Genomic DNA, 21,200 nt, shown 5'->3' on the forward strand with positions numbered 1-21,200 from the left:
GAGGGGGCCGGTGACCTGCCCTGCAACGCTCCCGGAAGGAACTCGGTGTCGCAGATGAACCGCAGGCGGGCACTCCAACTGCTGGCAGCGCTCGGTACGACCGGCCTCACCGTCGGGTGCGGCACCGACGAGGACACCGGCACCACCGCCCCGGGCAGCCCGATCAAGATCGGACTCGTGGCACCGCAGAGCGGGGCGTACAAGGCGATCGGTGACGAGATCACCAACGGTTTCCAGCTCTTCCTCGCCCTCAACGACCAGCGGCTGGGGAACCATCCCGTCACGCTGCTCGCCGCCGACGAGGGTGACGGCGCGAAGACCGGCAAGGCCGCGGTGGACGGGCTGCTCAAGGAGGGCGTGCTGGCCCTCACCGGCGTGGTCAACTCGGCCGTCATGGTGGGCATCCGGGACACCGTCGAGCAGGCCCGGGTGCCCCTGATCGGCTCCAACGCCTCACCCGAGAGCCTGCAGAGCGTCGTCTACATCTGGCGCACCTCGTACGTGCTGGACGAGCCGGGTGAGGCCCTCGGCGAGTACCTCCGCCAACGGCTCCCGGCCGGCAGCCGGATCGCGATGATCGCACCCGAGGGGCTGGGCAGCCAGGACGTGATGGCCGGCTTCCGGGACGGCTTCGGGGCCAGCGACCGCCGGCTGGCCGGCGCGCCCATCTGGACCACCGACACGCTGGACCCCGGCCGCAACGCGTACGCCTACGACATCACCCAGATGCTGCGCCGCAAGCCGACAGTCGTCTTCTGCTTCTTCGCCGGCCCGGCCGCGATCCAGTTCGTCAAGCAGCTGTACGCGGCCGGCTACCGCGGTGAGATCTATGCGCCCGGCTTCCTCACCGAGGGCACCGTGCTCGACGAGGCGAAGCCGCAGGAGGTGGCGAAGGTCGCGACCGCGCTGAACTACTCCGCCGACCTGAACAACACGGCGAACCGGATCTTCGCCTCGGCGTACCGCAAGACGTACAACGTCTCACCGACCACCTACGCGATGGCGTCGTACGACGCGGCACAGGTGCTCGACAAGGCGATCCGGCTGGCCGGGACGGACCCGACCTCGCAGCAGGTCAACCTCGCGCTCGGCAAGATCGGCCAGATCGACAGCCCGCGCGGGGCGTGGCAGTTCAACCAGTCCCGTACGCCCCAGCAGAAGTGGTACCTGCGCCGGGTCGAGCGCGACGGCCAGCTGATCTCCAACGTGCTGGTCAACGAGCTCTCCACGCTCGGCTGACGGCCCGGCAGGACGGCGAAGGGCCGGTCCCCCCGGACGGGGAGACCGGCCCTGCGTGCAGGTCCGCCGGTGGGATCAGTGGCGCAGCTCGGCGATGCAGCACTTCACGCTGCCGCCGCCCTTCTTCAGCTCGCCCAGCTCCACCGGCACCGGGTGGTAGCCGGCCGCCTTGAGCTTGCCCGCCAGCCGGGTCGCCTCGGTGTTCAGCACCACGTTGAGGCCGTCGCTGACCAGGTTCAGCCCGAACGCCAGGGCGTCGGAGTCGTCCGCGATCACCGCGTCCGGGAAGAGCTGGGTGAGCACCCGCTGGCTGGCCGCCGAGAAGGCGCCCGGGTAGTAGACGACGTTCTCGTCGTCGATCGAGGCCAGCGCCACATCCAGGTGGTAGAAGCGCGGGTCGATCAGGTGCAGCGAGACCACCGGCCGACCCAGCGCCTCCTGCGCCTCGGCGTGCGCCGGCAGCTCCGTCCGGAAGCCGTGCCCGGCGAGGACCAGCCCGCCGTGCGCCTCCGGCAGGTACGCGAAGTCTCCCTCGCCCTCGTTGGTCTCGCTCGGGGCGATGAACGGCCAGCCCTGCGCCTCGTAGAAGGCCCGGTGCGCGGCGGCCTCGCCCGAGCGCTGCGGGTGCTTGAACCTCGCGCCATAGACGTGACCGTCGACCACGAAGGCGCCGTTGGCCGCGAAGACCATGTCCGGCAACCCCGCCTCCGGGGTGAGCAGGTGGACGTCGTGCCCGAGACCGACCAGGGTCTCCCGCAGCCGGTCCCACTGCTTGACCGCGAGCTGCGCGTCGACGGGCGTGGTGACGTCCATCCACGGGTTGATCGCGTACTCGACGGCGAAGTGCTCGGGTGAGCACATGAGATATGTCCGCTTTCGCGGGACTCGCTGCTGGTTCACGGTCACCAAGAGTAGGTAGCGTAGAACTTTGGTAACAGCCACAACCATTGCTTCCAAGAGGCGGAACATTGCAGATCGACGCGGTTGACCAACGAATCATTGCGTTGCTGGTCGCAGACGCCCGCGCGTCGTACGCCGACATCGGCACCCGCGTGTCACTCTCCGCCCCCGCCGTCAAGCGACGGGTGGACCGGCTACGCGCCACCGGGGTCATCCGGGGATTCACCGCGGTCGTCGACCCGGCCGCCGTCGGCTGGACCACCGAGGCGTTCGTGGAGCTCTTCTGCGCCGGCCGGACCACCCCCGCCCAGATCGGGGCGGCCGCCCGCCGGCACCCCGAGGTGGTCGGCGCGTACACCGTCTCCGGGGAGGCGGACGCCCTGGTGCACCTGCGTGCCGCCGACATCTCCCACCTGGAGGAGGCCCTGGAGCGGCTCCGCGCCGAGGGGTTCGTCACCTCCACCCGGAGCACCATCGTGCTCTCCCGGCTGGTCGAGTCGCCGGGCGTCGGCCCGTCCAGCTGACCCTGCGGGCGTACACCCGGCAGGCGCTGGCCGACGGCGCGGCCGGCCGGCTGCGGCCGCTGATCGGCCAGCCGTTCCCACTGGACCGGGCCGCGGAAGCGCACGCCGCGATCGAGGCCCGGGCCACGGTCGGCAAGACCCTGCTCGACGTGCGCCGACCGGACCGGTCAGAGGTACATGCCGGTGCGGTGCTCCCCCTCGGGCCGGGCCGGCTTGTCGCCCTCGCCGAAGAAGCGCTTGCCGCCGAACTCGCCGTGCAGCCGGTCGTCCAACTCGTCTGCCAACCCCGTCATCACCTGCACCGCGAGCATCAGGTGGGTGGCCTGGAAGTTGCGGCCGAAGACCGGGATGGAGGCCCACACCGTGTCGTCGGCGCAGTACAGCCGGCCGATCGGCATCCGGTTGGTCAGCTCGGAGAGCTTCACGTAGAGCCGCTCGGTCGGCTCCACCTCGGTCAGCACCGGGGAGAAGACGTCGACCAGCGGCGGATTGTCCCGGACCCGGACGAAGACCATCGCCGAGCCGGCCCGGATGTTGATGTCGCCGTCCGAGTCGACCTGGAGCTGGTCGGCGTCCGACTTCAACATGGTGGAGACGACGGTCCGCACCCGGTCCGCCAGCTCCAGCACGTCCTTCTCGCCCTCCTTGGACCCCGCGGCGGCCAGCGCCTCGTCCAGGTCGGCCTCCACGTCCCGGTCCGGCCCGAACTCGCTGCGCGCCGTGCCCAGCGGCGGCACCGGCAACGACTCACCCTGCCCGTCGTGCACCAGATAGACCAGGAAGGCCGGGTGCGGAGCCCCGTAGACGTCGCGCAGCGTACGGGTCAGCACCGGGGCCAGCTTGGCGGCCTCGGCGGTGGAGCCGTCCAGGCCGAAGTCCTCACCCGAACCCGCCACCACGCCCGGCGGCGACCAACCCAGGGCGATCATGTCGGCCACCGCGGCCCGGTCCAGCCGGTAGCCCTGCGGCAGGGTGGCGTTGCCGACCGCGCGGGCGGAGATCTTCCCCTCCTCGCCGACGTCGACGCTTGTCGAGTAGACGGCGTCACCGGTGCCGGAGGCGGTCGGGTCGAGGGTCAGCTCCAGGTGCGCCCCGGCGGGCAGCTCCCGCAGCCGCTCGGCCAGCGCCCGGGCGAGCTCCCGCCAGGCCTCGTTGACCTTCGCCCGCAGGTCGGCCGTGCTCGGCTCGTCCAGCAGGATCGACTCGTACTGCTCCGGCGGGGTGCCCGCCTGCGCTGCGGCCGGCTCCGAGGGGTGGTCTGCCGTCATGATCGCCTCCGTCCGTCACGATCACCCTACCCACGCGACGGGAGCCGCGACTCGGCGCGGACCGGCCGCCGTGGGCTCACCGCGCGGGGTCGCTCCCGGCAGGTCGGTCGGAGCCCAGCTCCACCGGCCAGGTCCCCGCCAGCTCGCTCAACCGGCCGGCCGTCGCCGCCGGATCCGCGCCCCGACCGACCGCGACCCCGAGCAGGTACGCGGTGACCGGCGCCCCCGGGCGCAGCACCTGATGGGCGACGTCCTTCGCGAGGTCGAGCACGGTGGGCACCGACACCTCGGCCGGATCGAGGCCCAGCTCGGCGCAGGCCGCCGTCACCCAGTCGTCCATCACCGTCATCGCGTCCACTCCTCAGCCCGTCGTACGTCGAGGTCAGTGTCGCAGTCGAACCAGGGCGGCGGCCCCGAGCCGACCCACGGCAAGCCCCGCACGGTGAGCCCGGCGAGCAGCTCCCGGATCGGGGCGCCGTCCGGCGTGCCGCCCCGCCGGGCGGTCAACCCGGCGAGCGCCGCCCGCAGTGGGGCCACCCGCCACACCCCGCACAAGGTCTGCCGCCGGCCCTCGTCGTCGACGTGGCAGACTCCGTCGACCGGGGACCCGACCAGCTCGCCCAGCAGCCCACCGACCGCCGCCCGGGTGAGCAGCGGCAGATCCGCCGCGAGCAGCGCGACCGTGGTCACGTCGGCGGGGAGCAGGGCCAGCCCGGCGGCCGTGGCGGCGACCGGGCCGCCACCGGACGGGTCCTCCCGGGTGACCAGGACGTCGGGCGGGACGGCGCCGGCCGGCCCGACCAGGATGCGGGGCACGGCGTCGGAGACGGCGTCCAGCACCCGGTCGCGCATCGGTCGACCGCCGACCGGCAGGCCGGGCTTGTCCACCCCACCCATCCGGCGCGCCGCCCCACCGGCCAGCACCACCGCCGCGTACGACTCCACCCCGTCACGCTAACGCCACCCACCGACGCCCGCTCCCCGCCGCCGAGCCAGCCCGCCCCCGACCTGACAGGCCGACACGCCGCGGCCATGCCCCGGCCGGACAGGCCGACATGCCGAAGGACGTGGTGATCACAGCGCCGGAAGACGGCCGTGAGGTGTGGCGGCGGGGCGGGGAGGGGAGGATGGCGGCATGGGACGGGCAACCGATCGACGTGGCGTACTCCGGATCGACCTCGACGCCGCGGCGCAGGGTCGCGCCCCGGTACGCCGGCCGGACAGCCTCTCGGTGGAGGAACCGCTGGAGATCCGGGTCGGTCCGGCCGGCCCGGGGCGGCGCAAGCCGCTGGCGATCACCATGCGCACCCCCGGCGACGACATCGACCTGGCGATCGGCTTCCTGCTCACCGAGGGGCTGATCCGCTCCGCCGAGGACGTGCAGACCGCCCAGCTCTGCGCCGGGGCGGAGACCCCGAACACCTACAACGTGGTGGACATCGTGCTGGCCCCGGGCGTGCCGGAACCGGCCACCGACCCGGCGCGCAACTTCTACACCACCAGCTCCTGCGGGGTGTGCGGCAAGGCGAGCATCGACGCGGTGCGTACCCGGTCCCTCTTTTCGGTCGCCGAGGACCCGCTCACCGTGCCGGCCGAACTGGTCGCCGAGCTGCCGGAGAAGCTGCGGGCCGCGCAGAAGGCCTTCGACCGGACCGGCGGCCTGCACGCGGCCGGCCTCTTCACCGCCGACGGTGGGCTGGCCGTGCTCCGTGAGGACGTCGGCCGGCACAACGCGGTGGACAAGGTGGTCGGCTGGGCGGTCCGCCAACAGCTCCTGCCGTTGGCCGGGCACCTGCTGCTGGTCTCCGGCCGGGCCAGCTTCGAGCTGACCCAGAAGGCGTGGATGGCCGGCGTACCGCTGCTCGCCGCGGTCTCCGCGCCCAGCACCCTCGCCGCCGACCTGGCCGCCGAGGCGGGAATGACCCTGGTCGGCTTCCTGCGCGGCCGGACCATGAACGTCTACACCGGCGCGCACCGGCTGACCGTCACCGCCTGAACCGGCGAGGTCGAAGCCGCACCCTCGGATCTGCTGGCGGTGCCCGTCGCCGACCGGGTGCCTCCTGGCCGGCCCGGGGGTCAACTGCGCCGCCGGGGCGGTCGGGGGCGGCGGGAGCGGCGCCGGACCACGCCGGGCGGCGCCACCGCCGGCCAGCCGTCGAGCTGTGCCGGGGGCACCCCCCGGCGGAGCAGGTCGTCGAGGAGCAGCGCCAGCGAGTAGCCCGGGTGTTCGGTCAGGGCCCGTTCCAGGGCGACCGCGGCCAGCGCCCCCTGCCCGGCACGCCACGCGGCGAAGGCCAACAGGCTGGCCGGGGCGGCGGCCAGCCCCGGTTGGGCCCGGCGCAGCACGTCGGTCCAGAGGGCGATGTCCTCGTCCCGCCCGTCGGTGCGTTCCCAGGCGTGGTCCCGGACGGTCAGCCGGGTCAGCAGGACGCTGAGCCAGGCCACCTCGTCGTCGGTCAGCCGCTCACCGCGCCGGTGCCGGCGGCGGGCGGCCCGCACCGCCGCCACCCCGGCGGCCCGTACCGCCCCGTCGTCCCCGACGCCGACCGGACCGCCCGCGGGACCTCCCGGGCCGGTGGCGGTGGGCACCGGGTCACCCGGCGGCAGTTCCGTCCCGGCCGGACGGCCGAGCAGCCGGGCCAGCCGCTGGCCGGCCCGCGCCGTGGCCCTGCGCATGGCCACCCGGACCGGGCCGTCCAGCGGGGCGACCAGGGCGGCCAGGGCCGCCCGGTCGGGCAGGGCGACCTGGCCGGCGAAGACGGCAGCCGCGCTGACCTCGCTGGCCCCCGGGTCGTACGGGGTGCCGTCGGGTGGGCAGCACCCGGCCTCGGTGCAGAGGTAGGACCAGTAGCGCCCGTCGGTCACCCGGAGGGCGTCCAGCACCACCAGCCCGACCCCGGCCAGCGCCCCACGGACCGCGTCGACGGCGGTGGTGACCCGCTCGGCCGGCCCGTACCCGACCACGGTGGCCGACTCGGCGCGCTGCCGGACGATCACCTCGGCCAGGTGCCGGGCGGGTGGAGCGGGGTCGGCGCCCCGGTCGGGCAGGTCTGCCCGGGCGGCGAAGATGATCCGCCGGCCGCGCAGGGCGACCACCACCACGCTGTCGCTGGGATGGAATCCGAGCAGGTAGGGCACGGCGGCGATCAGGTCGGCGGGTGAGCGGACGGCGAGGCGGGCCCGGTCGAGCTGCGTCATGCGAGGCAGCCTGCGCGGCTCCGGCACGCGCCGACAGGCCCTGTGGACGACACTCCGGTTATCCACAGTCACCCTCCGTATTTTCCCTGGTCGGCGGAGAACTGCACCGAGTACGGACGGAGCGGAGCGCGCACCGGCCCGCGCCCGGCCCGCGGAGGGGCTACCTTGCGCAGATGGACCTGGCCTACCTGCGGGCACATCCGGAACACCTGCCGACCTTCCTGACCCACCAGCGGATCCGGGAGACCCCGGTCAAGGGTGGCGACATCTGCGCCGCCTCCCGGCTGACCCTCGACGACGGTCACTCCGTCTTCGCCAAGAGCTGGCCGGAGACGACCTCCCGGCCGGTGCCGGAGGGCTTCTTCGCCACCGAGGCGGCCGGGCTGCGCTGGCTGCGCGACGCCGGCACGGTGGCCGTGCCCGAGGTGCTGGTGGCGGTGCCGGAGCTGCTGGTGCTCGACTGGGTGGAGACCGACGAGCCGACGCCGGAGGCGGCCGAACGCTTCGGTCGGGAGCTGGCCGGGATGCACCGGGCCGGCGCGCCGGCGTTCGGCGCGCAATGGCCGGGGTTCATCGGGGCGCTCCCGCAGGACAACACCCCGGACCCGGGCCCGTGGTCGGGGTGGTTCGCGCGGACCCGGCTGGCGCCGTACCTGGCGATGTCGGTGTCCAACGGGGCGCTGACCGCCGCCGAGACCGCCCCGGTGGAGGAGCTGGTCGAGCGGATCGGGGAGTTCGGCGGCGACGAGCCGCCGGCCCGGATCCACGGCGACCTGTGGCCGGGCAACCTGCTGTGGGGCGCGGGAGACCGGGTGTGGCTGGTCGACCCGGCGGCGCACGGCGGCCACCGGGAGACCGACCTGGCCCAGCTGGCCCTCTTCGGTGGCCCGCCGCACCTGGACCGCATCCTGGCCGGGTACGACGAGGAGTGGCCGTTGGCCGACGGCTGGCGCGAGCGGGTGCCGCTGCACCAGCTGCACCTGCTGCTGGTGCACACCGCGCTCTTCGGTGCGGCGTACCGGGAGGCGGTGGGCGCGGCGGCCCGTGCCGCGCTGCGGGGCGCCGGACGCGCTACGGTCGACAGGTGACCGCCGCACCGACGACCCCGGGCGTCCTCGCCGACCGGTACGGCCGGGTCGCGAAGGACCTGCGGGTATCGCTGACCGACAAGTGCAACCTGCGGTGCACGTACTGCATGCCGGCCGAGGGGCTGCCCTGGCTGGCCGGGCCGCAACTGCTCGGCGACGACGAGATCGTCCGGCTGATCCGGGTGGCCGTCGAGCGGCTCGGGGTGACCGAGGTGCGCTTCACCGGCGGCGAGCCGCTGATCCGCCCCGGCCTGCCGGGCATCGTGGCCGCGGTGGCCGACCTGCGGCCCCGGCCGAGGATCTCGCTGACCACCAACGGCATCGGGCTGGAGCGGCTGGCGCCCACGCTGCGCGCCGCCGGCCTGGACCGGGTGAACGTCTCGCTGGACACCCTGGACCGCGCCCGGTTCGCCACGCTGACCCGCCGGGACCGGCTGGCGGACGTGCTGGCCGGCCTGGCCGGCGCAGCGGCGGCCGGGTTGAGCCCGGTGAAGCTCAACTCGGTGCTGATGCGCGGCGTCAACGAGGACGAGGCGCCGGCGCTGCTGCGGTTCGCCCTGGAGCACGGCTACGAGCTGCGGATCATCGAGCAGATGCCGCTGGACGCCCAGCACGGCTGGGACCGGGCCACGATGGTCACGGCCGACGAGATCCTGGCCGCGCTCGGCAGCGAGTTCGACCTGACCCCCGATCCCGCCGAGCGGGGCGCGGCGCCCGCCGAGACCTGGCTGGTCGACGGGGGGCCGGCCCGCGTCGGGGTGATCGGAAGCGTGACCCGGCCGTTCTGCGGGGACTGCGACCGCACCCGACTCACCGCCGACGGCCAGGTGCGGGCGTGCCTGTTCGCCACGGAGGAGTCCGACCTGCGGGGCGCGCTGCGGGCCGGGGCGGACGACGAGGAGCTGGCCCGACGCTGGCGTACGGCGATGTGGGGCAAGCGGGCCGGGCACGGCATCGACGATCCGACGTTCCTCCAGCCGGCCCGGCCGATGTCGGCGATCGGTGGCTGAGCAGTGCTGACCGTCCGCTACTTCGCCGGGGCCCGGGCCGCCGCCGGCCGGTCCGCGGAGACCGTGCCCGCCGGCCGTTCGCTCGACGAGCTGACCGCCGAGCTGGCCCAGCGGCACGGCAACTCACTGGCCCGGGTGCTGACGGCGGCAAGTTTCCTGGTCGACGGCGTCGCCTGTCATGATCGTTCGACACCGCTGCCGGCCGGAGCGACGATCGACGTGCTGCCTCCGTTCGCCGGTGGCTGAGAGAGGTTGACGCGTGTTGCCGATCGTGGCGTTCGTCGGGGTGCAGGCCCTGCTCGCCGGGTTGATCCACTACTACCTGTGGCGCCGGCTGGTCCGGGACACCACGCACCGGGGACGGCTGCGTCGGATCGGCGCGATCGTCGCCCTGGCGTTCGCCCTGCTGGTGCCGGTCACCGTGCTCGGCACCCAGATGGGCCTGTACTGGCTCGCCTGGCCCGGTTACCTCTGGCTGGCGGTGATGTTCTACCTGCTGGTCGTACTCGTGCTGCTGGAGGTGCCGATGGCGGTGGCGCGGCTGGTGCTGCGCCGCCGGTCGGCGGTCGCCGAGCCGACCACGGCGGCGCCGGAGCCGGCGCTGGTGGGTGCGGCGGGGCCCGCCGACCCGCCGGCCGCCGCGGCGGTCGACCAGCCGGACCACGACCGGGACCGCCGGCTGCTGCTGGCCCGGGGGGCGGCCATCTTCGCCGGTCTCACCGCGGTCGGCGTCACCGGGTACGGCGTCCGTAACGCCCTCGGCCCGCCCCGGCTGGACCGGGTGCGGATCCCGCTGGCGAAGCTGCCGCGCCGGATGGACGGCCTGCGGATCGCCACCGTCTCGGACATCCACCTCGGTCCGCTGCGCGGCCGGGCGCACACCGAGCGGATCGTCTCGATGATCAACCGGCTGGACGCCGACCTGGTGGCGGTCGTCGGGGACCTGGTCGACGGCTCCGTCGCCGAGCTGGGCAGGGCGGCCGAGCCGCTGCGTGACCTGCGCTCGCGGTACGGCAGCTTCTTCGTCACCGGCAACCACGAGTACTACTCCGGGGTGGAGGAGTGGGTGCGGGAGGTGGACCGGCTGGGCCTGCGGGTGTTGCAGAACGTGCGCCAGGAGATCCGAACCCCCGGCGGGATCCTGGACCTGGCCGGGGTGAACGACGTCACCGCCGACGGGACGGGGCTGGCCGCGCCGGCGGACTACGCGGCGGCGCTCGGCGACCGGGACCCGAGCCGGCCGGTGGTGCTGCTGGCCCACCAGCCGGTGGCCGTGGAGGAGGCCGCGAAGTACGGCGTGGACCTGCAACTGTCCGGGCACACCCACGGCGGCCAGATGGTGCCGTTCAATCTCGCCGTCGGGCTCGCCCAGCCGGTCGTCTCCGGCCTCGGCGAGGTGGACGGCACCAAGGTGTACGTCACCAACGGCGCCGGGTTCTGGGGTCCACCGGTGCGGGTGGGCGCGGATCCGCAGATCAGCCTGGTCGAGCTGCGCAGCGCCTGACCGGCCGGCCACCGCTCCCGGCCATGATCATCGCAGGTCAGGCCGGGTTTGTGGCCCTTATACCCCGGGCGGGGCAGCCGGTCCAGCACCGGATTGCTCAGGTCACGCGTGAGCGTGGCGGGGGGCGGGTACCGCAGCGGCCGTGACAGGATGCGGCGTGCCCCCGTTCAGCGCCGTACCCCCCGGCGGCTCTCCGCCGCTCGTCGCGGACCTGCACATCCACTCGAAGTATTCGCGCGCGTGCAGCCGCGACCTCACCCTGCCCAACCTCGGCTGGTGGGCGCGGCGCAAGGGCATCGGCCTGCTCGGCACCGGAGACTTCACCCACCCCGCCTGGTACGACCACCTGCGGGAGACCCTGCACCCGGCGGAGCCCGGCCTCTACCGGCTCGGTCCGGAGGCGGAGCGGGACATCGCCCGCCGGTTGCCGCCCCGGCTGGCCAGCGAGGCGGAGACGGACCCGGTCCGGTTCATGCTGAGCGTGGAGATCTCCACGATCTACAAGCGGGACGACCGGACCCGCAAGGTGCACCACCTGATCTACCTGCCGGACCTGGACGCGGTGGGCCGGTTCAACGCGGCGTTGGGGAGGATCGGCAACCTCGGTTCCGACGGCCGGCCGATCCTCGGCCTGGACTCCCGGGACCTGCTGGAGATCACCCTGGAGGCCAGCCCGGACGGCTATCTCGTCCCGGCGCACATCTGGACGCCGTGGTTCTCGGCGCTCGGTTCGAAGTCCGGCTTCGACGCGATCGCCGACTGCTACGCCGACCTGGCGGAGCACATCTTCGCGGTGGAGACCGGCCTCTCCTCCGACCCGGAGATGAACTGGCGGGTCGGCAGCCTGGACGGCTACCAGCTGGTGTCGAACTCCGACGCGCACTCCCCGCCGGCGCTGGCCCGGGAGGCGACCGTGTTCCGCGCCCCGCTGGACTACTTCGCCGTCCGGGAGGCGCTGCGTACCGGCGACGGGCTCGCCGGGACCATCGAGTTCTTCCCCGAGGAGGGGAAGTACCACGCCGACGGGCACCGGCTCTGCGGGGTGAACTGGGCGCCGGAGCGCACCCGGGAGGCGGGCGGTCGCTGCCCGGAGTGCGGCAAGCCGCTGACCGTGGGGGTGCTGAGCCGGGTCGAGGAGCTGGCCGACCGGCCGGCGGGACACCGCCCGGCGCACGCCCGCGAGGTCACCCACCTGGTGCCGCTGGCCGAGATCCTCGGCGAGATCAACAAGGTGGGCGCCCGGTCGAAGAAGGTCGAGGGGAAGCTCAACGAGCTGGTCGCCGCGCTCGGCCCCGAGCTGGAGATCCTCACCCGGGCACCGCTGGACGAGATCGGTCGGGTCGGCGGTGAGCTGCTGGCCGAGGGGATCGGCCGGTTGCGGCGGGGCGACGTCCGCCGGGTGCCGGGCTACGACGGGGAGTACGGCGTGATCACCCTCTTCGACGCCGACGAACTGGGTTCGGCCACGGAGGGGACCGGGCAGGAGACCCTGTTCGACGTACCCGTGCCGGCGCAGCGACGGCCCGCGGAGCCGGCGCCGAGGCCGAGGGCCCGGCGTCCGGCGGCGGTGAAGGCCGAGCCGAAGCGGAAGCCGACCGCCCCACCCCCGCCGCCGATCGCGTCGGCGCCCTCCCCGCACGAGCCATTCGAGCCGATGCTCGCCGGCATGGAGGAGGTCGGAACCGGCCTGCTGGACCGGTTGGACGCCATGCAGCGGGTGGCCGCGTCGGCGCCCGGTGGGCCGCTGCTGATCGTGGCCGGCCCGGGCACCGGCAAGACCCGGACGTTGACCCACCGCATCGCGTACCTCTGCGCGGAGCTGAACGTCTTCCCCGACCAGTGCCTGGCGATCACCTTCACCCGGCGGGCGGCCGAGGAGCTGCGGCACCGCCTCGACGGGCTGCTCGGGCCGGTCGCCGAGGACGTCACGGTCGGCACGTTCCACTCGCTGGGCCTGACCATCCTGCGGGAGAACGCCGTGGCGGCGGGCCTGCCGGCGGACTTCCGGATCGCCGACGACGCGGACCGTGCGGCGGCCCGCGCCGAGGCCGGTGACGACGACGCCCGCTACGCGGCGCTGCTGCGCAAGCGGGACCTGGTGGACCTGGACGAGCTGCTCACCCTGCCGGTGGCGCTGTTCAAGGGCGACCGGAAGCTGGTCCGGGAGTACCGCGAGCGGTGGAAGTGGATCTTCGTCGACGAGTACCAGGACGTCGACGCGGTCCAGTACGACCTGCTGCGGCTGCTCTCCCCCGCCGACGGGAACCTCTGCGCGATCGGCGACCCCGACCAGGCGATCTACTCGTTCCGGGGCGCCGACGTCGGCTACTTCCTGCGCTTCTCGCAGGACTTCACCGACGCCCGCCTGGTCCGGCTGAACCGCAACTACCGCTCGTCGGCACCGATCCTGGCCGCCGCCGTGCAGGCGATCGCACCGTCGTCGCTGGTCCGGGGCCGGCGGCTGGACCCGGCCCGGTTGGACCCGGAGGCCCCGCTGGTCGGCCGGTACGCCGCGGCGTCCGTCGCCGACGAGGCCGACTTCGTGGTACGCACCGTCGACGAGCTGGTCGGCGGCCTCTCCCACCGTTCGCTGGACACCGGCCGGATCGACGGCCGGTCGACCACCCTGTCCTTCTCCGACATCGCGGTGCTCTACCGCACCGACGCGCAGGCCGGGCCGATCCTGGACGCCCTGTCCCGGGCGAACATCCCGGTGCAGAAGCGCTCGCACGACCGGCTGCGTGACCGGCCCGGGGTGCTGGCGATCGCCCGCGAGCTGCGCAACGCCGGCCTCGACGGTCCGCTGGCCGCCCGGGTCCGGCTGGCCGGGCAGGTGGTGGCCGAGCGCTTCGCCGTCCCCACCCTCGACGGCACCGGCGCGGTACGCCCCGAGGACGTCCGCGGCGCGGTGGACCTGCTCACCCCGCTGGCCCGGCGCTGCGGCGACGACCTCGAGCTGTTCCTGTCCCAGCTGGCCACCGGCGCGGAGGTGGACGCCCTGGACCCGCGCGCCGAGGCGGTCACCCTGCTCACCCTGCACGCCGCCAAGGGGCTGGAGTTCCCGGTGGTCTTCCTGGTCGGCGCGGAGGACGGACTGCTGCCGCTGCGCTGGCCGGGCAGCAGCCCCGACGACGACCAGGTGGCCGAGGAACGCCGGCTCTTCTTCGTCGGGCTGACCCGGGCGCAGGACCGGCTGTACGTCAGCCACGCCGCCCGGCGGGCCCGGCACGGCGCGGAGCGGGAGGTGGTCCCGTCGCCGTTCCTGGCCGACATCGACGCGGGACTGTTCGAACGGTTCGGTGACAGCGAACCGCGCCGGCCCCGGGACCGCCAGCTCCGGCTGATCTGAGCCGACGCCGGCTGACCCGGGCCGACGTCGGGCCGGCTCAGCCGGTGGGTTCGTCGGCGACGGCCGGGCGGCGGGGACGTTCGGTGGTCACCACCAGGGCCACCCCGGCCACGATGACCGCGCCACCGAGCAGCACCGGCGGGGTGACCGGCTCGGCCACGAGCAGCGCGCCGAGCGCCACCGCCACCGCCGGGTTGACGTAGGCGTACGTGGAGACCAGCGAGATCGGCGCGTGCTGGAGCAGCCAGACGTACGCGGTGAAGGCGACCAGCGAGCCGGCCACCGTCAGGTAGCCCAGCGCGAGCCACGACCGGGTGGTGATCGCCGCCGGGTCCAGGCCGGTCAGCTCGCCCCGGCCGGCGCCGAGCACCGCGAGCACGGCGGAACCGGCGATCATCTCGTAGACCGTGGCGACGAACGGGTCGGCCGGCATCGGCAACCTGCCGGCGAGGAACGAGCCGACCGACCAGCTGGTCGCCCCGGCGACCACGGTGAGCGCACCGGCCAACGGCACCGCCCCGGACCCGCCGGGGAGCACCAGCAGGACCAGCCCGACGAAGCCGAGCGTGACACCGACGAGGGCCCAGGCCCGGGGCGGGTCCCCGGTGACCGCGCGCAGCAGCACCACCAGCAGCGGGACCGTCGCCACCAGCAGCGCCGCGACGCCGGACGGCAGGGCCCTACCGGGCGGTCCGGACTCGGCGAGCACCACGAGACCGTTCCCGCCGGCCAGCAGCAGCGCCCCGACGAGCGCGGCGGAGCCGAGCTGACGCCGGTCGACGCGGAGCGCGCCCCGGCCGCCGCGCAGCCGCAGCGCCACGGCGAGCACCACCGCGGCCGCGGCGAACCGCAGCGCCGCAGAGAGCAGCGACGGCATCGACTCGACGGCCACCCGGATGCCCAGGTAGGTCGATCCCCACAGGACGTAGACGAGGCCGAGCGCGGTCCAGACCAGACCAGGGCCGGCCGGGTGGCGGGCGCCGGAGGGCCGCCCGGGGGTCGGACCGGGTTCGGCGGCCGCCGGGGTGACGAAGGACGCGGAGTGGGTGAGGTCATCGTTGGATCACGCTACGGTGACGACGGTGTCCGCGCCGCCCGAGGGTGGCCGGCCTCTCACCACTGGTACGCAGGAGGGCGTGCATGGCGAACTACGGCTCCCCGGGGGACGGCGACCCGGACCCGTGGGACGGGCGTCGACCGGACGACGGGTTCGACGCCGGCTCCGCGCCCCGGACCGGGACCGGGTGGGGCGAGACGCTGCCCGGCCGACCCGACCGGTCGGCGTACCATCCCTCGCCGGGCTGGCCGGCGGCCGTGGAGGCGGCGGAGCCGCCCGCCGTCCCGCGCAGCCGCCCGATCGGCCCCGACGACTACCCGGACCCGGACGGCGCCGACCCCTACCGCCCGGGCGGCCCGGGCCCGGTGTCGTACGACGGGCAGCCGGTGCCCCGGCGCGGCAAGGGCCCCCTGATCGCCGTGCTGGCCGTCCTGTCGGTGGCCCTGCTGGCCGCCGCCGGCACCCTGGCCTGGCTGCTGTTCGGCGGCGGGGCGGAGCAGGTCACGCCGGCGCCCGATGCGGCGTCGGGCGCGCCCGCCGCACCGGCGAGCGCCGCCGCCTCGGCGGTCCCGACCGCTCCCGCCCCGCAGTCCACGGCCGACCCCCGGTTCGTCAAGGAGGGGCAGTGCGTCCGCAACGAGGGACCGGCCGGTGGCAAGCCGAAGTTGTTGATCAGCACCTGTGAGCCGAGCAGCTACGAGGTGGTCCGCCGTTTCGACGGCCCCACGAGTGGTGAGAAGGACGCGGAGGCGAAGTGCGCGAAGGTGCCCGGCTACACCAACTGGTTCTTCTTCGACAGTGAGCTGGACACCCTCGACTTCGTCCTCTGCCTGAAGCAGCGCTGAGCCGGACCGGCGCAGCGCTGAGCCGCCTCGACCCCGGGGGAAGCCGATGTCCCGTCCCGACGACGACCCGTACCCCCGCCCACCCGCAGGTCACGGCGACGACGAACCGTCGCCGTGGGCCCGCCCGCCGGGCGGCGGGGAGCCGCCGACGGCACCGCTGCCGGGCTGGGCCGGCCCGCCGGCCGGTCACGACGACTCGCCCACCATGCCGCTGGCCGGGGCGGAGCCACCGACCGCGCCGGTGCCCGGCCCGTACCCGCCCAGCGGTCCGTTCCCACCGCCGGCCGGGCCCTATTCGTCCGGCGACCCGACGGCCGCCTACCCGCCCGGCCCGTACCAGCCGGGGGAGCCGACGGCCGCGTACCCACCGGTGCCGTACCCGCCGGGGGAGCCGACGGCCGCGTACCCACCGGTGCCGTACCCGGCGGGTGGGGGTGGCGGTCAGTGGGGGGCGCCGCCCGGATATCCGGTGCCGCCGCCGCGGCGGTCGGGTCGCAAGGTCGCCCTGATCGTCGGGGCGGTGCTGGTCGCCCTGCTCTGCCCGTGCCTGGTCCTGGCCGGGTGGCTGGTCCTCCCTTCCGGCGACGACGACCGGTCGTCCGCGCCGTCGACGGCGGTCCCCGTCGACCCGACCGAGGAGCCGACCGACGAACCCACCGAGGAGCCGACCGGGGAGCCTCCCGCGCCCGGCGGGCAGGACTTCGCCAAGGGCGACTGCGTGGTCAACGACGGTACGAGCCAGGCGGCCGCGCTGCGCAAGGTGCCGTGTGGGCCGGGCGCCTTCGAGGTGCTGCTGCGGATCCCCGGCACCGCCGAGGGGGACCGGTGCGCCCGGTTGGCACCGCAGGCCACGGCGAACTACGTCTCCGACGGCCCACTGGCCGAGCAGGACTTCGTGCTCTGCCTGCGCCGGGCCCGCTGACCCCGACCATCCCCGATAGACAAAACTAGGGCTGTCTAGCATCAACGCTAGACAGCCCTAGTTTCGCCTCGAAGCAACACGCCGGTAGCCCCGTCTATCCATCTCTAGCTCCGCGGCTAGAGGGGCCGATACTCTGCGATGCGTGGATCCGGTCCGCAATCCGTACGCCCCGGGCGCGGGGCAGCGCCCACCCGAGCTCGCCGGACGGGGGCGGGAGCTGGACGTCTTCGACGTGGTCCTGGAACGGATCGCCCGGGGCCGCCCCGAACGCAGCCTGATGCTCACCGGCCTGCGCGGCGTCGGCAAGACGGTGCTGCTCAACACCCTCCGCTCGCAGGCCATCACCCACCTCTGGGGCACCGGCAAGATCGAGGCCCGACCGGACCAGTCGCTGCGCCGCCCGGTGGCCGCCGCCCTGCACATGGCGGTCCGCGAACTGGCCCCCCGACACCGGGCGCCGGACCGGATCGACGGCTTCCTCGGTGTGCTGAAGGCGTTCGCCCAGCGCTCGACGCCGCCCGGGCGCGGCGGCGTCGCCCCAAAACTGCGGGACCGCTGGCAGCCCGGCATCGACGTACCGGCCAGCAGCGGGCGGGCGGACTCCGGTGACATCGAGATCGACCTGGTCGAGCTGCTCACCGACGCGGCGGCCGTGGCGACCGACGTGGGCACCGGCATCGCGATCTTCATCGACGAGATGCAGGACCTCGGCGCGGAGGACGTCTCCGCGCTCTGCGCCGCCTGCCACGAGCTGTCCCAGCTCGGCGCCCCGCTGATCGTGGTCGGCGCCGGGCTGCCGCACCTGCCGGCCGTGCTCAGCGCGGCCAAGTCGTACTCCGAACGGCTCTTCCGCTACCAACGGATCGACCGGCTCGACCGGATCGCCGCCGACCAGGCGCTCTGCGCGCCGGCCGAGCGGGAGGAGGTCGAGTACGAGGCCAAGGCGCTCGACCTGCTCTACGAGAAGTCCGGCGGCTACCCGTACTTCGTCCAGGCGTACGGGAAGGCGACCTGGGACCACGCGCCGCGCTCGCCGATCACCGCGGCGGACGTCCGGGTGGCCGCGCCCGAGGCGGAGGCCGAACTGGCGGTTGGCTTCTTCGGCTCCCGATTCGAGCGGGCCACCCCGGCGGAGCGGGAGTACATGCGGGCAATGGCGACCCTCTCCCTGGTGGAGGGGGAGGAGGGCGGCGGGCGCGACGACATGGACGCCGCGGTGCCGACCGCCGAGATCGCCCGCTCGCTCGGCCGGAAACCGGCCAGCCTCTCCCCGGCCCGGGACGCCCTGATCAAGAAGGGGCTGATCTATTCCGGCGAGCGCGGCACGGTCGCCTTCACCGTCCCGCACTTCGGTCGCTACCTGCGTACCCAACCGGCCTGACCGGCGGGCGGCCCGGCCGTCAGACCCGCGACCAGGGCGGCGGGAAGACCACCTCGCCGCGGGGCAGCGGGCCCTCGCCACTGACCGTCGGGGGCAACGCCAACGCCTGCCACGGCTCGCCCAGCCCGGACCACGGGCTGGTCAACCCCATCCGGTCGGCCCGGTCGAAGCCGAACCGCCGGTAGTACGCCGGGTTGCCGAGCACCACCACCAGCCGCTCGCCCAACTCGGTGGCCGCCTCCAGGGCGGCCTGCACCACGGCGGCGCCGTGCCCCACCCGCTGCCGGTGCGGCGCCACCGCCACCGGCCCCAGGGCCAACGCCGGCGCGACCCCGGCGTCGCCCCGGACCCGCACCCGGGTGAGCAGGGCGTAGCCGACCACCTCGCCGCCGTACTCGGTGACCATCGCCAGCTCAGGGATCCAGGCGTCGCTGTCCCGCAGCTCGTCGACCAACCCCACCTCCGGCGGGGAGGCCACGTCCGGGCGGGCGAAGGCGGCGGCGAGCACCCGCCGCACCGGCCCGGCGTCCGCCGGCCCCTCGGGTCGCAGCCGCAGGGTCGTCACCCGCGCGACGTTACCCTCCGTCGCCCGTCCATCAGCGACGGTCGCTCGGATCGGCGTGGCGCGGCGCCCGCCACGGCCGGTCGGGATCCGGCCGTTGCAGGGGTAGCGATCCGTTTCAAGGGGTATGACTGATCCATGAAACCCGTGCGCTCCCTCGCCCGAATCATGTTGAGCGGCATCTTCGTGGTCAGCGGTGCCCGCAACTTTCAGAACCCCGGCCGCCTGGTCACCGCGGCGAAGCCGGTGACCGACCGGATCACGCCCCTGATCGAGAAGAACGCCCCCCAGGTCCCCACGGACACCGAGTCGCTGATCCGGATCAACGCGGCCACCCAGGTCGCCGCCGGGCTGATGCTGGCCACCGGGAAACTGGCCCGCCCGGCCGCCCTGGTGCTCGCCGGCACGCTGGTGCCGACCACGCTGGCCGGGCATCCCTTCTGGAACAACGACGACCCGGCCGCCCGGAACAACAACCAGATCCACTTCCTGAAGAACCTCGGCCTGTTCGGCGGGCTCCTGCTCGCCGCCGCCGACACCGAGGGCAAGCCGGGCCTGCGCTGGCGGGCCGGTCACCGGATCGGCCACTCCAGGCGCTCCGTGCAGCGCTCCGGGCGTTCGGTGCAGCGGGCGGTCCGGACCGCCAAGCGGGAGGCCCGGATCGCCGTGCGCTCGGCCGCCACCGCCCGGCGACTGCCCGGCTGACCCGTCCCGTCCCGTCCCGTCCCCTCCACCGGCCACCTCCACCCCCGGCCGCGAATCACCTGACCGCTCCGGCAGGCGTTAACGCGGTGTGCATGTCGAGAACCATCCGGGATCAGTGGAACCGCATTCGGTCGCAGGAGGGGGAGGGGGCGAGGTGAGGCGCCGCTACCGGCCCGACGGGGAGCCGCCCCTCCCCGCCCGCCCGCGGATCAGCGATCGGGACCGGCTCCTGCTGGTCCGGGTAGGTGTCATCGCCGCCGCCGGGTACGCCGCCTGGTTGGCCATCGGCGCGTTCGGCCGGCCGTACGCCTTCTTCGACATGCGGATCTACCACGGCGCGGTGGTGTGGTGGGCGAGCGGCCACGAGCTGTACGACTTCATCGCCCCCGCGACCACCCTGGGTTTCACCTACCCGCCGTTCGCGGCGCTGGCCATGCTGCCGATGGCCCGGGTGCCGGTGGTGGTGGCCGGCTGGCTGAACGCGGCGGCCAGCGTCGCCGCGCTCACCGTCGCCATGATCGCCCTGCTGCGCCCGCTCGTCGACCGGCTCGGCCGGCCGCTCTGGTTCAGCGTCGGCGTGGCGGTGCCGATGGCGGTGGCCATCGAACCGGTCCGGGAGACCCTCGGCTACGGCCAGGTGAACCTGTTCCTCTTCGCGCTGGTCATCGCCGACCTGGTCGGTCTGCGCCGGCGGTCCCGGCGCGGCACCCGTCCGGCGGCGACCGGCCGGCTGGCCCGCCTGGTGGGGACCGGACCGCTGGCCCGCTTCGCGTTCGGCGGCGCCTGGGCGGGCGTCGGCATCGGCCTGGCCACCGCGATCAAGCTGACCCCCGCGCTCTTCATCGGCTACCTGCTGGTCACCCGGCAGTGGCGGGCGGCGGCCACCGCCATCGGCACCACCGTCGCGGTGACCGCGGGGACGTTCCTGATCGTCGGCGAGGAGTCCCGGGCCTACTTCGGCACCGTGCTCTGGCAGACGCAGCGGGTAGGGGCGGCCGACATGACGGCCAACCAGTCCCTGGCCGGCCTGCTGGCCCGGCTCTACGACGCCATCGAGGCGCCCGGCCTGCTCTGGGTGACCTTCTCCATGCTGGTCCTGGCGCTCGGGCTGTCCCGGGCCGCCGCCGCCCACGCCGACGGCGACGAGCTGACCGCGTTCACCCTGGTCGGGCTCACCGCCAACGTGATCAGCCCGATCTCCTGGTCGCACCACCTGGTCTGGGTCATCCCGGCGATCCTGGTCCTCGCCGACGCCGCCGTCCGTCGGCGGGAGGCCAGCCGGGGACCGGCGGCACGCACCGGGACACATCCGGCGTACGGGGGGCCGCCCGCGGTGACCGGGCTGCGCCCGCCGATCTGGTACCCCACCCTGACCGGGATGCGCCACGGCGTGGCCGCCGTCGGGCTCTACCTGCTCTTCCTGGTCTCCCCGATCTGGCCGTACGAGCACCAACTGCCGGAGGTGTCGCACTACCAGGACGGGCTGTTCGGTGCGCTGATGGAGAACTCGCTGGCCATCGCCCTGATCGCGCTGGTCGCCGCACTGCCCTGGCGGCCCGGCGCCGAACCGGCGTTCTACAACCAGCGACCGGCCCGGACCAACCAGTTCGCCGCCCGCCGCTGAGCCGCCGCCCGCCGGGCCGGTCGG

At 74.4% G+C, this 21,200-nt stretch carries 20 protein-coding genes and 1 pseudogene; 14 read left to right on the forward strand and 7 right to left on the reverse strand.

Translation table 11 applies throughout. The features are described 5' to 3' along the window. The first annotated feature begins 45 nt into the window (after positions 1-45). Complete coding sequence (locus tag GA0070564_RS24900) at positions 46-1,239, forward strand: ABC transporter substrate-binding protein (protein ID WP_091613857.1); 1,194 nt, start codon at positions 46-48, stop codon at positions 1,237-1,239. A 75-nt stretch (positions 1,240-1,314) separates the two neighbouring features. On the opposite strand, the gene ddaH is transcribed toward GA0070564_RS24900, so the two are convergent. Further along, complete coding sequence (gene ddaH, locus GA0070564_RS24905; protein ID WP_342672581.1) at positions 1,315-2,148, reverse strand: dimethylargininase; 834 nt, start codon at positions 2,146-2,148, stop codon at positions 1,315-1,317. Between the two features lie 59 nt (positions 2,149-2,207). Here ddaH and GA0070564_RS24910 point away from each other — a divergent pair, with 59 nt between their 5' ends. Further along, on the forward strand, positions 2,208-2,663 hold the full coding sequence (locus GA0070564_RS24910; RefSeq protein ID WP_091613864.1) for an Lrp/AsnC family transcriptional regulator: 456 nt from the start codon (positions 2,208-2,210) through the stop codon (positions 2,661-2,663). A 2-nt stretch (positions 2,664-2,665) separates the two neighbouring features. Further along, positions 2,666-2,749, forward strand: a pseudogene (locus GA0070564_RS30575) (hypothetical protein); the annotation flags it as partial. Positions 2,750-2,830: 81 nt separating this feature from the next. On the opposite strand, the gene GA0070564_RS24920 reads toward GA0070564_RS30575, so the two are convergent. From GA0070564_RS24920 to mobA, 3 genes are all read right to left on the reverse strand, one after another. Next, positions 2,831-3,931 carry a T3SS (YopN, CesT) and YbjN peptide-binding chaperone 1 gene (locus tag GA0070564_RS24920; protein ID WP_091613867.1) on the reverse strand — a complete coding sequence of 367 codons (1,101 nt, stop codon included), beginning with the start codon at positions 3,929-3,931 and terminating at the stop codon, positions 2,831-2,833. A gap of 76 nt (positions 3,932-4,007) precedes the next feature. Next, positions 4,008-4,280, reverse strand: coding sequence for a DUF6457 domain-containing protein (locus GA0070564_RS24925; protein WP_091614211.1), 273 nt, complete (start codon positions 4,278-4,280; stop codon positions 4,008-4,010). Beyond that, on the reverse strand, positions 4,277-4,876 hold the full coding sequence (mobA, locus tag GA0070564_RS24930; RefSeq protein ID WP_091613870.1) for a molybdenum cofactor guanylyltransferase: 600 nt from the start codon (positions 4,874-4,876) through the stop codon (positions 4,277-4,279). The genes GA0070564_RS24925 and mobA overlap by 4 nt, the downstream gene beginning before the upstream one ends. Before the next feature lie 190 nt (positions 4,877-5,066). Between mobA and fdhD the strand changes: the two genes are divergently transcribed. Continuing rightward, on the forward strand, positions 5,067-5,927 hold the full coding sequence (gene fdhD / locus GA0070564_RS24935; RefSeq protein WP_091613873.1) for a formate dehydrogenase accessory sulfurtransferase FdhD: 861 nt from the start codon (positions 5,067-5,069) through the stop codon (positions 5,925-5,927). Positions 5,928-6,007: 80 nt separating this feature from the next. On the opposite strand, the gene GA0070564_RS24940 is transcribed toward fdhD, so the two are convergent. Continuing rightward, on the reverse strand, positions 6,008-7,129 hold the full coding sequence (locus GA0070564_RS24940) for a DUF4192 domain-containing protein (protein ID WP_091613877.1): 1,122 nt from the start codon (positions 7,127-7,129) through the stop codon (positions 6,008-6,010). Positions 7,130-7,302: 173 nt separating this feature from the next. Between GA0070564_RS24940 and GA0070564_RS24945 the strand changes: the two genes are divergently transcribed. The 5 genes from GA0070564_RS24945 to GA0070564_RS24965 all read left to right on the forward strand — a co-directional run bounded on the left by GA0070564_RS24945 (position 7,303) and on the right by GA0070564_RS24965 (position 14,080). Beyond that, the gene (locus tag GA0070564_RS24945) at positions 7,303-8,217 is read left to right on the forward strand and encodes a fructosamine kinase family protein (RefSeq protein WP_091613880.1); all 915 of its coding nucleotides are present in this window, start codon (positions 7,303-7,305) and stop codon (positions 8,215-8,217) included. Further along, a complete protein-coding gene (gene moaA, locus GA0070564_RS24950) occupies positions 8,214-9,227 on the forward strand; it encodes a GTP 3',8-cyclase MoaA (RefSeq protein WP_091613884.1) in 1,014 nt (337 codons plus the stop codon). The genes GA0070564_RS24945 and moaA overlap by 4 nt, the downstream gene beginning before the upstream one ends. Before the next feature lie 3 nt (positions 9,228-9,230). Then, positions 9,231-9,473 carry a MoaD/ThiS family protein gene (locus tag GA0070564_RS24955; RefSeq protein ID WP_091613888.1) on the forward strand — a complete coding sequence of 81 codons (243 nt, stop codon included), beginning with the start codon at positions 9,231-9,233 and terminating at the stop codon, positions 9,471-9,473. A 13-nt stretch (positions 9,474-9,486) separates the two neighbouring features. Next, positions 9,487-10,731: a metallophosphoesterase gene (locus GA0070564_RS24960; RefSeq protein WP_091613892.1), complete on the forward strand. Its 1,245-nt coding sequence runs from the start codon at positions 9,487-9,489 to the stop codon at positions 10,729-10,731. A 157-nt stretch (positions 10,732-10,888) separates the two neighbouring features. Next, positions 10,889-14,080, forward strand: coding sequence for a UvrD-helicase domain-containing protein (locus GA0070564_RS24965; RefSeq protein WP_091613897.1), 3,192 nt, complete (start codon positions 10,889-10,891; stop codon positions 14,078-14,080). Positions 14,081-14,117: 37 nt separating this feature from the next. Here the strand turns inward: GA0070564_RS24965 and GA0070564_RS24970 are convergent, their stop codons facing one another. Then, positions 14,118-14,972, reverse strand: coding sequence for an EamA family transporter (locus tag GA0070564_RS24970; protein ID WP_245670216.1), 855 nt, complete (start codon positions 14,970-14,972; stop codon positions 14,118-14,120). A gap of 530 nt (positions 14,973-15,502) precedes the next feature. Here GA0070564_RS24970 and GA0070564_RS30535 point away from each other — a divergent pair. From GA0070564_RS30535 to GA0070564_RS24985, 3 genes are all read left to right on the forward strand, one after another. Next, a complete protein-coding gene (locus GA0070564_RS30535) occupies positions 15,503-15,982 on the forward strand; it encodes an LppU/SCO3897 family protein (RefSeq protein WP_176730837.1) in 480 nt (159 codons plus the stop codon). Between the two features lie 46 nt (positions 15,983-16,028). Beyond that, entirely contained in the window at positions 16,029-16,904 is an 876-nt protein-coding gene (locus GA0070564_RS30025) for an LppU/SCO3897 family protein (RefSeq protein ID WP_245670218.1), read from the forward strand. A 142-nt stretch (positions 16,905-17,046) separates the two neighbouring features. After that, complete coding sequence (locus GA0070564_RS24985; RefSeq protein WP_091613907.1) at positions 17,047-18,285, forward strand: ATP-binding protein; 1,239 nt, start codon at positions 17,047-17,049, stop codon at positions 18,283-18,285. A gap of 19 nt (positions 18,286-18,304) precedes the next feature. On the opposite strand, the gene GA0070564_RS24990 is transcribed toward GA0070564_RS24985, so the two are convergent. After that, on the reverse strand, positions 18,305-18,850 hold the full coding sequence (locus tag GA0070564_RS24990; RefSeq protein ID WP_091613910.1) for a GNAT family N-acetyltransferase: 546 nt from the start codon (positions 18,848-18,850) through the stop codon (positions 18,305-18,307). 135 nt (positions 18,851-18,985) lie between these two features. Here GA0070564_RS24990 and GA0070564_RS24995 point away from each other — a divergent pair, with 135 nt between their 5' ends. Together GA0070564_RS24995 and GA0070564_RS25000 are read left to right on the forward strand one after the other, a co-directional pair. Next, complete coding sequence (locus GA0070564_RS24995) at positions 18,986-19,552, forward strand: DoxX family protein (protein WP_091613913.1); 567 nt, start codon at positions 18,986-18,988, stop codon at positions 19,550-19,552. A 250-nt stretch (positions 19,553-19,802) separates the two neighbouring features. Then, complete coding sequence (locus GA0070564_RS25000; RefSeq protein ID WP_091614220.1) at positions 19,803-21,176, forward strand: glycosyltransferase 87 family protein; 1,374 nt, start codon at positions 19,803-19,805, stop codon at positions 21,174-21,176. Positions 21,177-21,200: the final 24 nt, after the last annotated feature.

The organism is Micromonospora mirobrigensis (genome assembly GCF_900091555.1).
Lineage (GTDB): Bacteria > Actinomycetota > Actinomycetes > Mycobacteriales > Micromonosporaceae > Micromonospora > Micromonospora mirobrigensis.

What these genes read in the sequence shown, in the direction of transcription:
- fdhD (WP_091613873.1), top strand. Translation starts at nt 5,067, where the DNA reads ATGGGACGGGCAACCGATCGACGTGGCGTACTCCGGATCGACCTCGAC.
- GA0070564_RS24940 (WP_091613877.1), bottom strand. Translation starts at nt 7,129, where the DNA reads ATGACGCAGCTCGACCGGGCCCGCCTCGCCGTCCGCTCACCCGCCGAC.
- GA0070564_RS24945 (WP_091613880.1), top strand. Translation starts at nt 7,303, where the DNA reads ATGGACCTGGCCTACCTGCGGGCACATCCGGAACACCTGCCGACCTTC.
- GA0070564_RS24920 (WP_091613867.1), bottom strand. Translation starts at nt 3,931, where the DNA reads ATGACGGCAGACCACCCCTCGGAGCCGGCCGCAGCGCAGGCGGGCACC.
- GA0070564_RS24925 (WP_091614211.1), bottom strand. Translation starts at nt 4,280, where the DNA reads ATGACGGTGATGGACGACTGGGTGACGGCGGCCTGCGCCGAGCTGGGC.
- GA0070564_RS24995 (WP_091613913.1), top strand. Translation starts at nt 18,986, where the DNA reads ATGAAACCCGTGCGCTCCCTCGCCCGAATCATGTTGAGCGGCATCTTC.
- GA0070564_RS30025 (WP_245670218.1), top strand. Translation starts at nt 16,029, where the DNA reads ATGTCCCGTCCCGACGACGACCCGTACCCCCGCCCACCCGCAGGTCAC.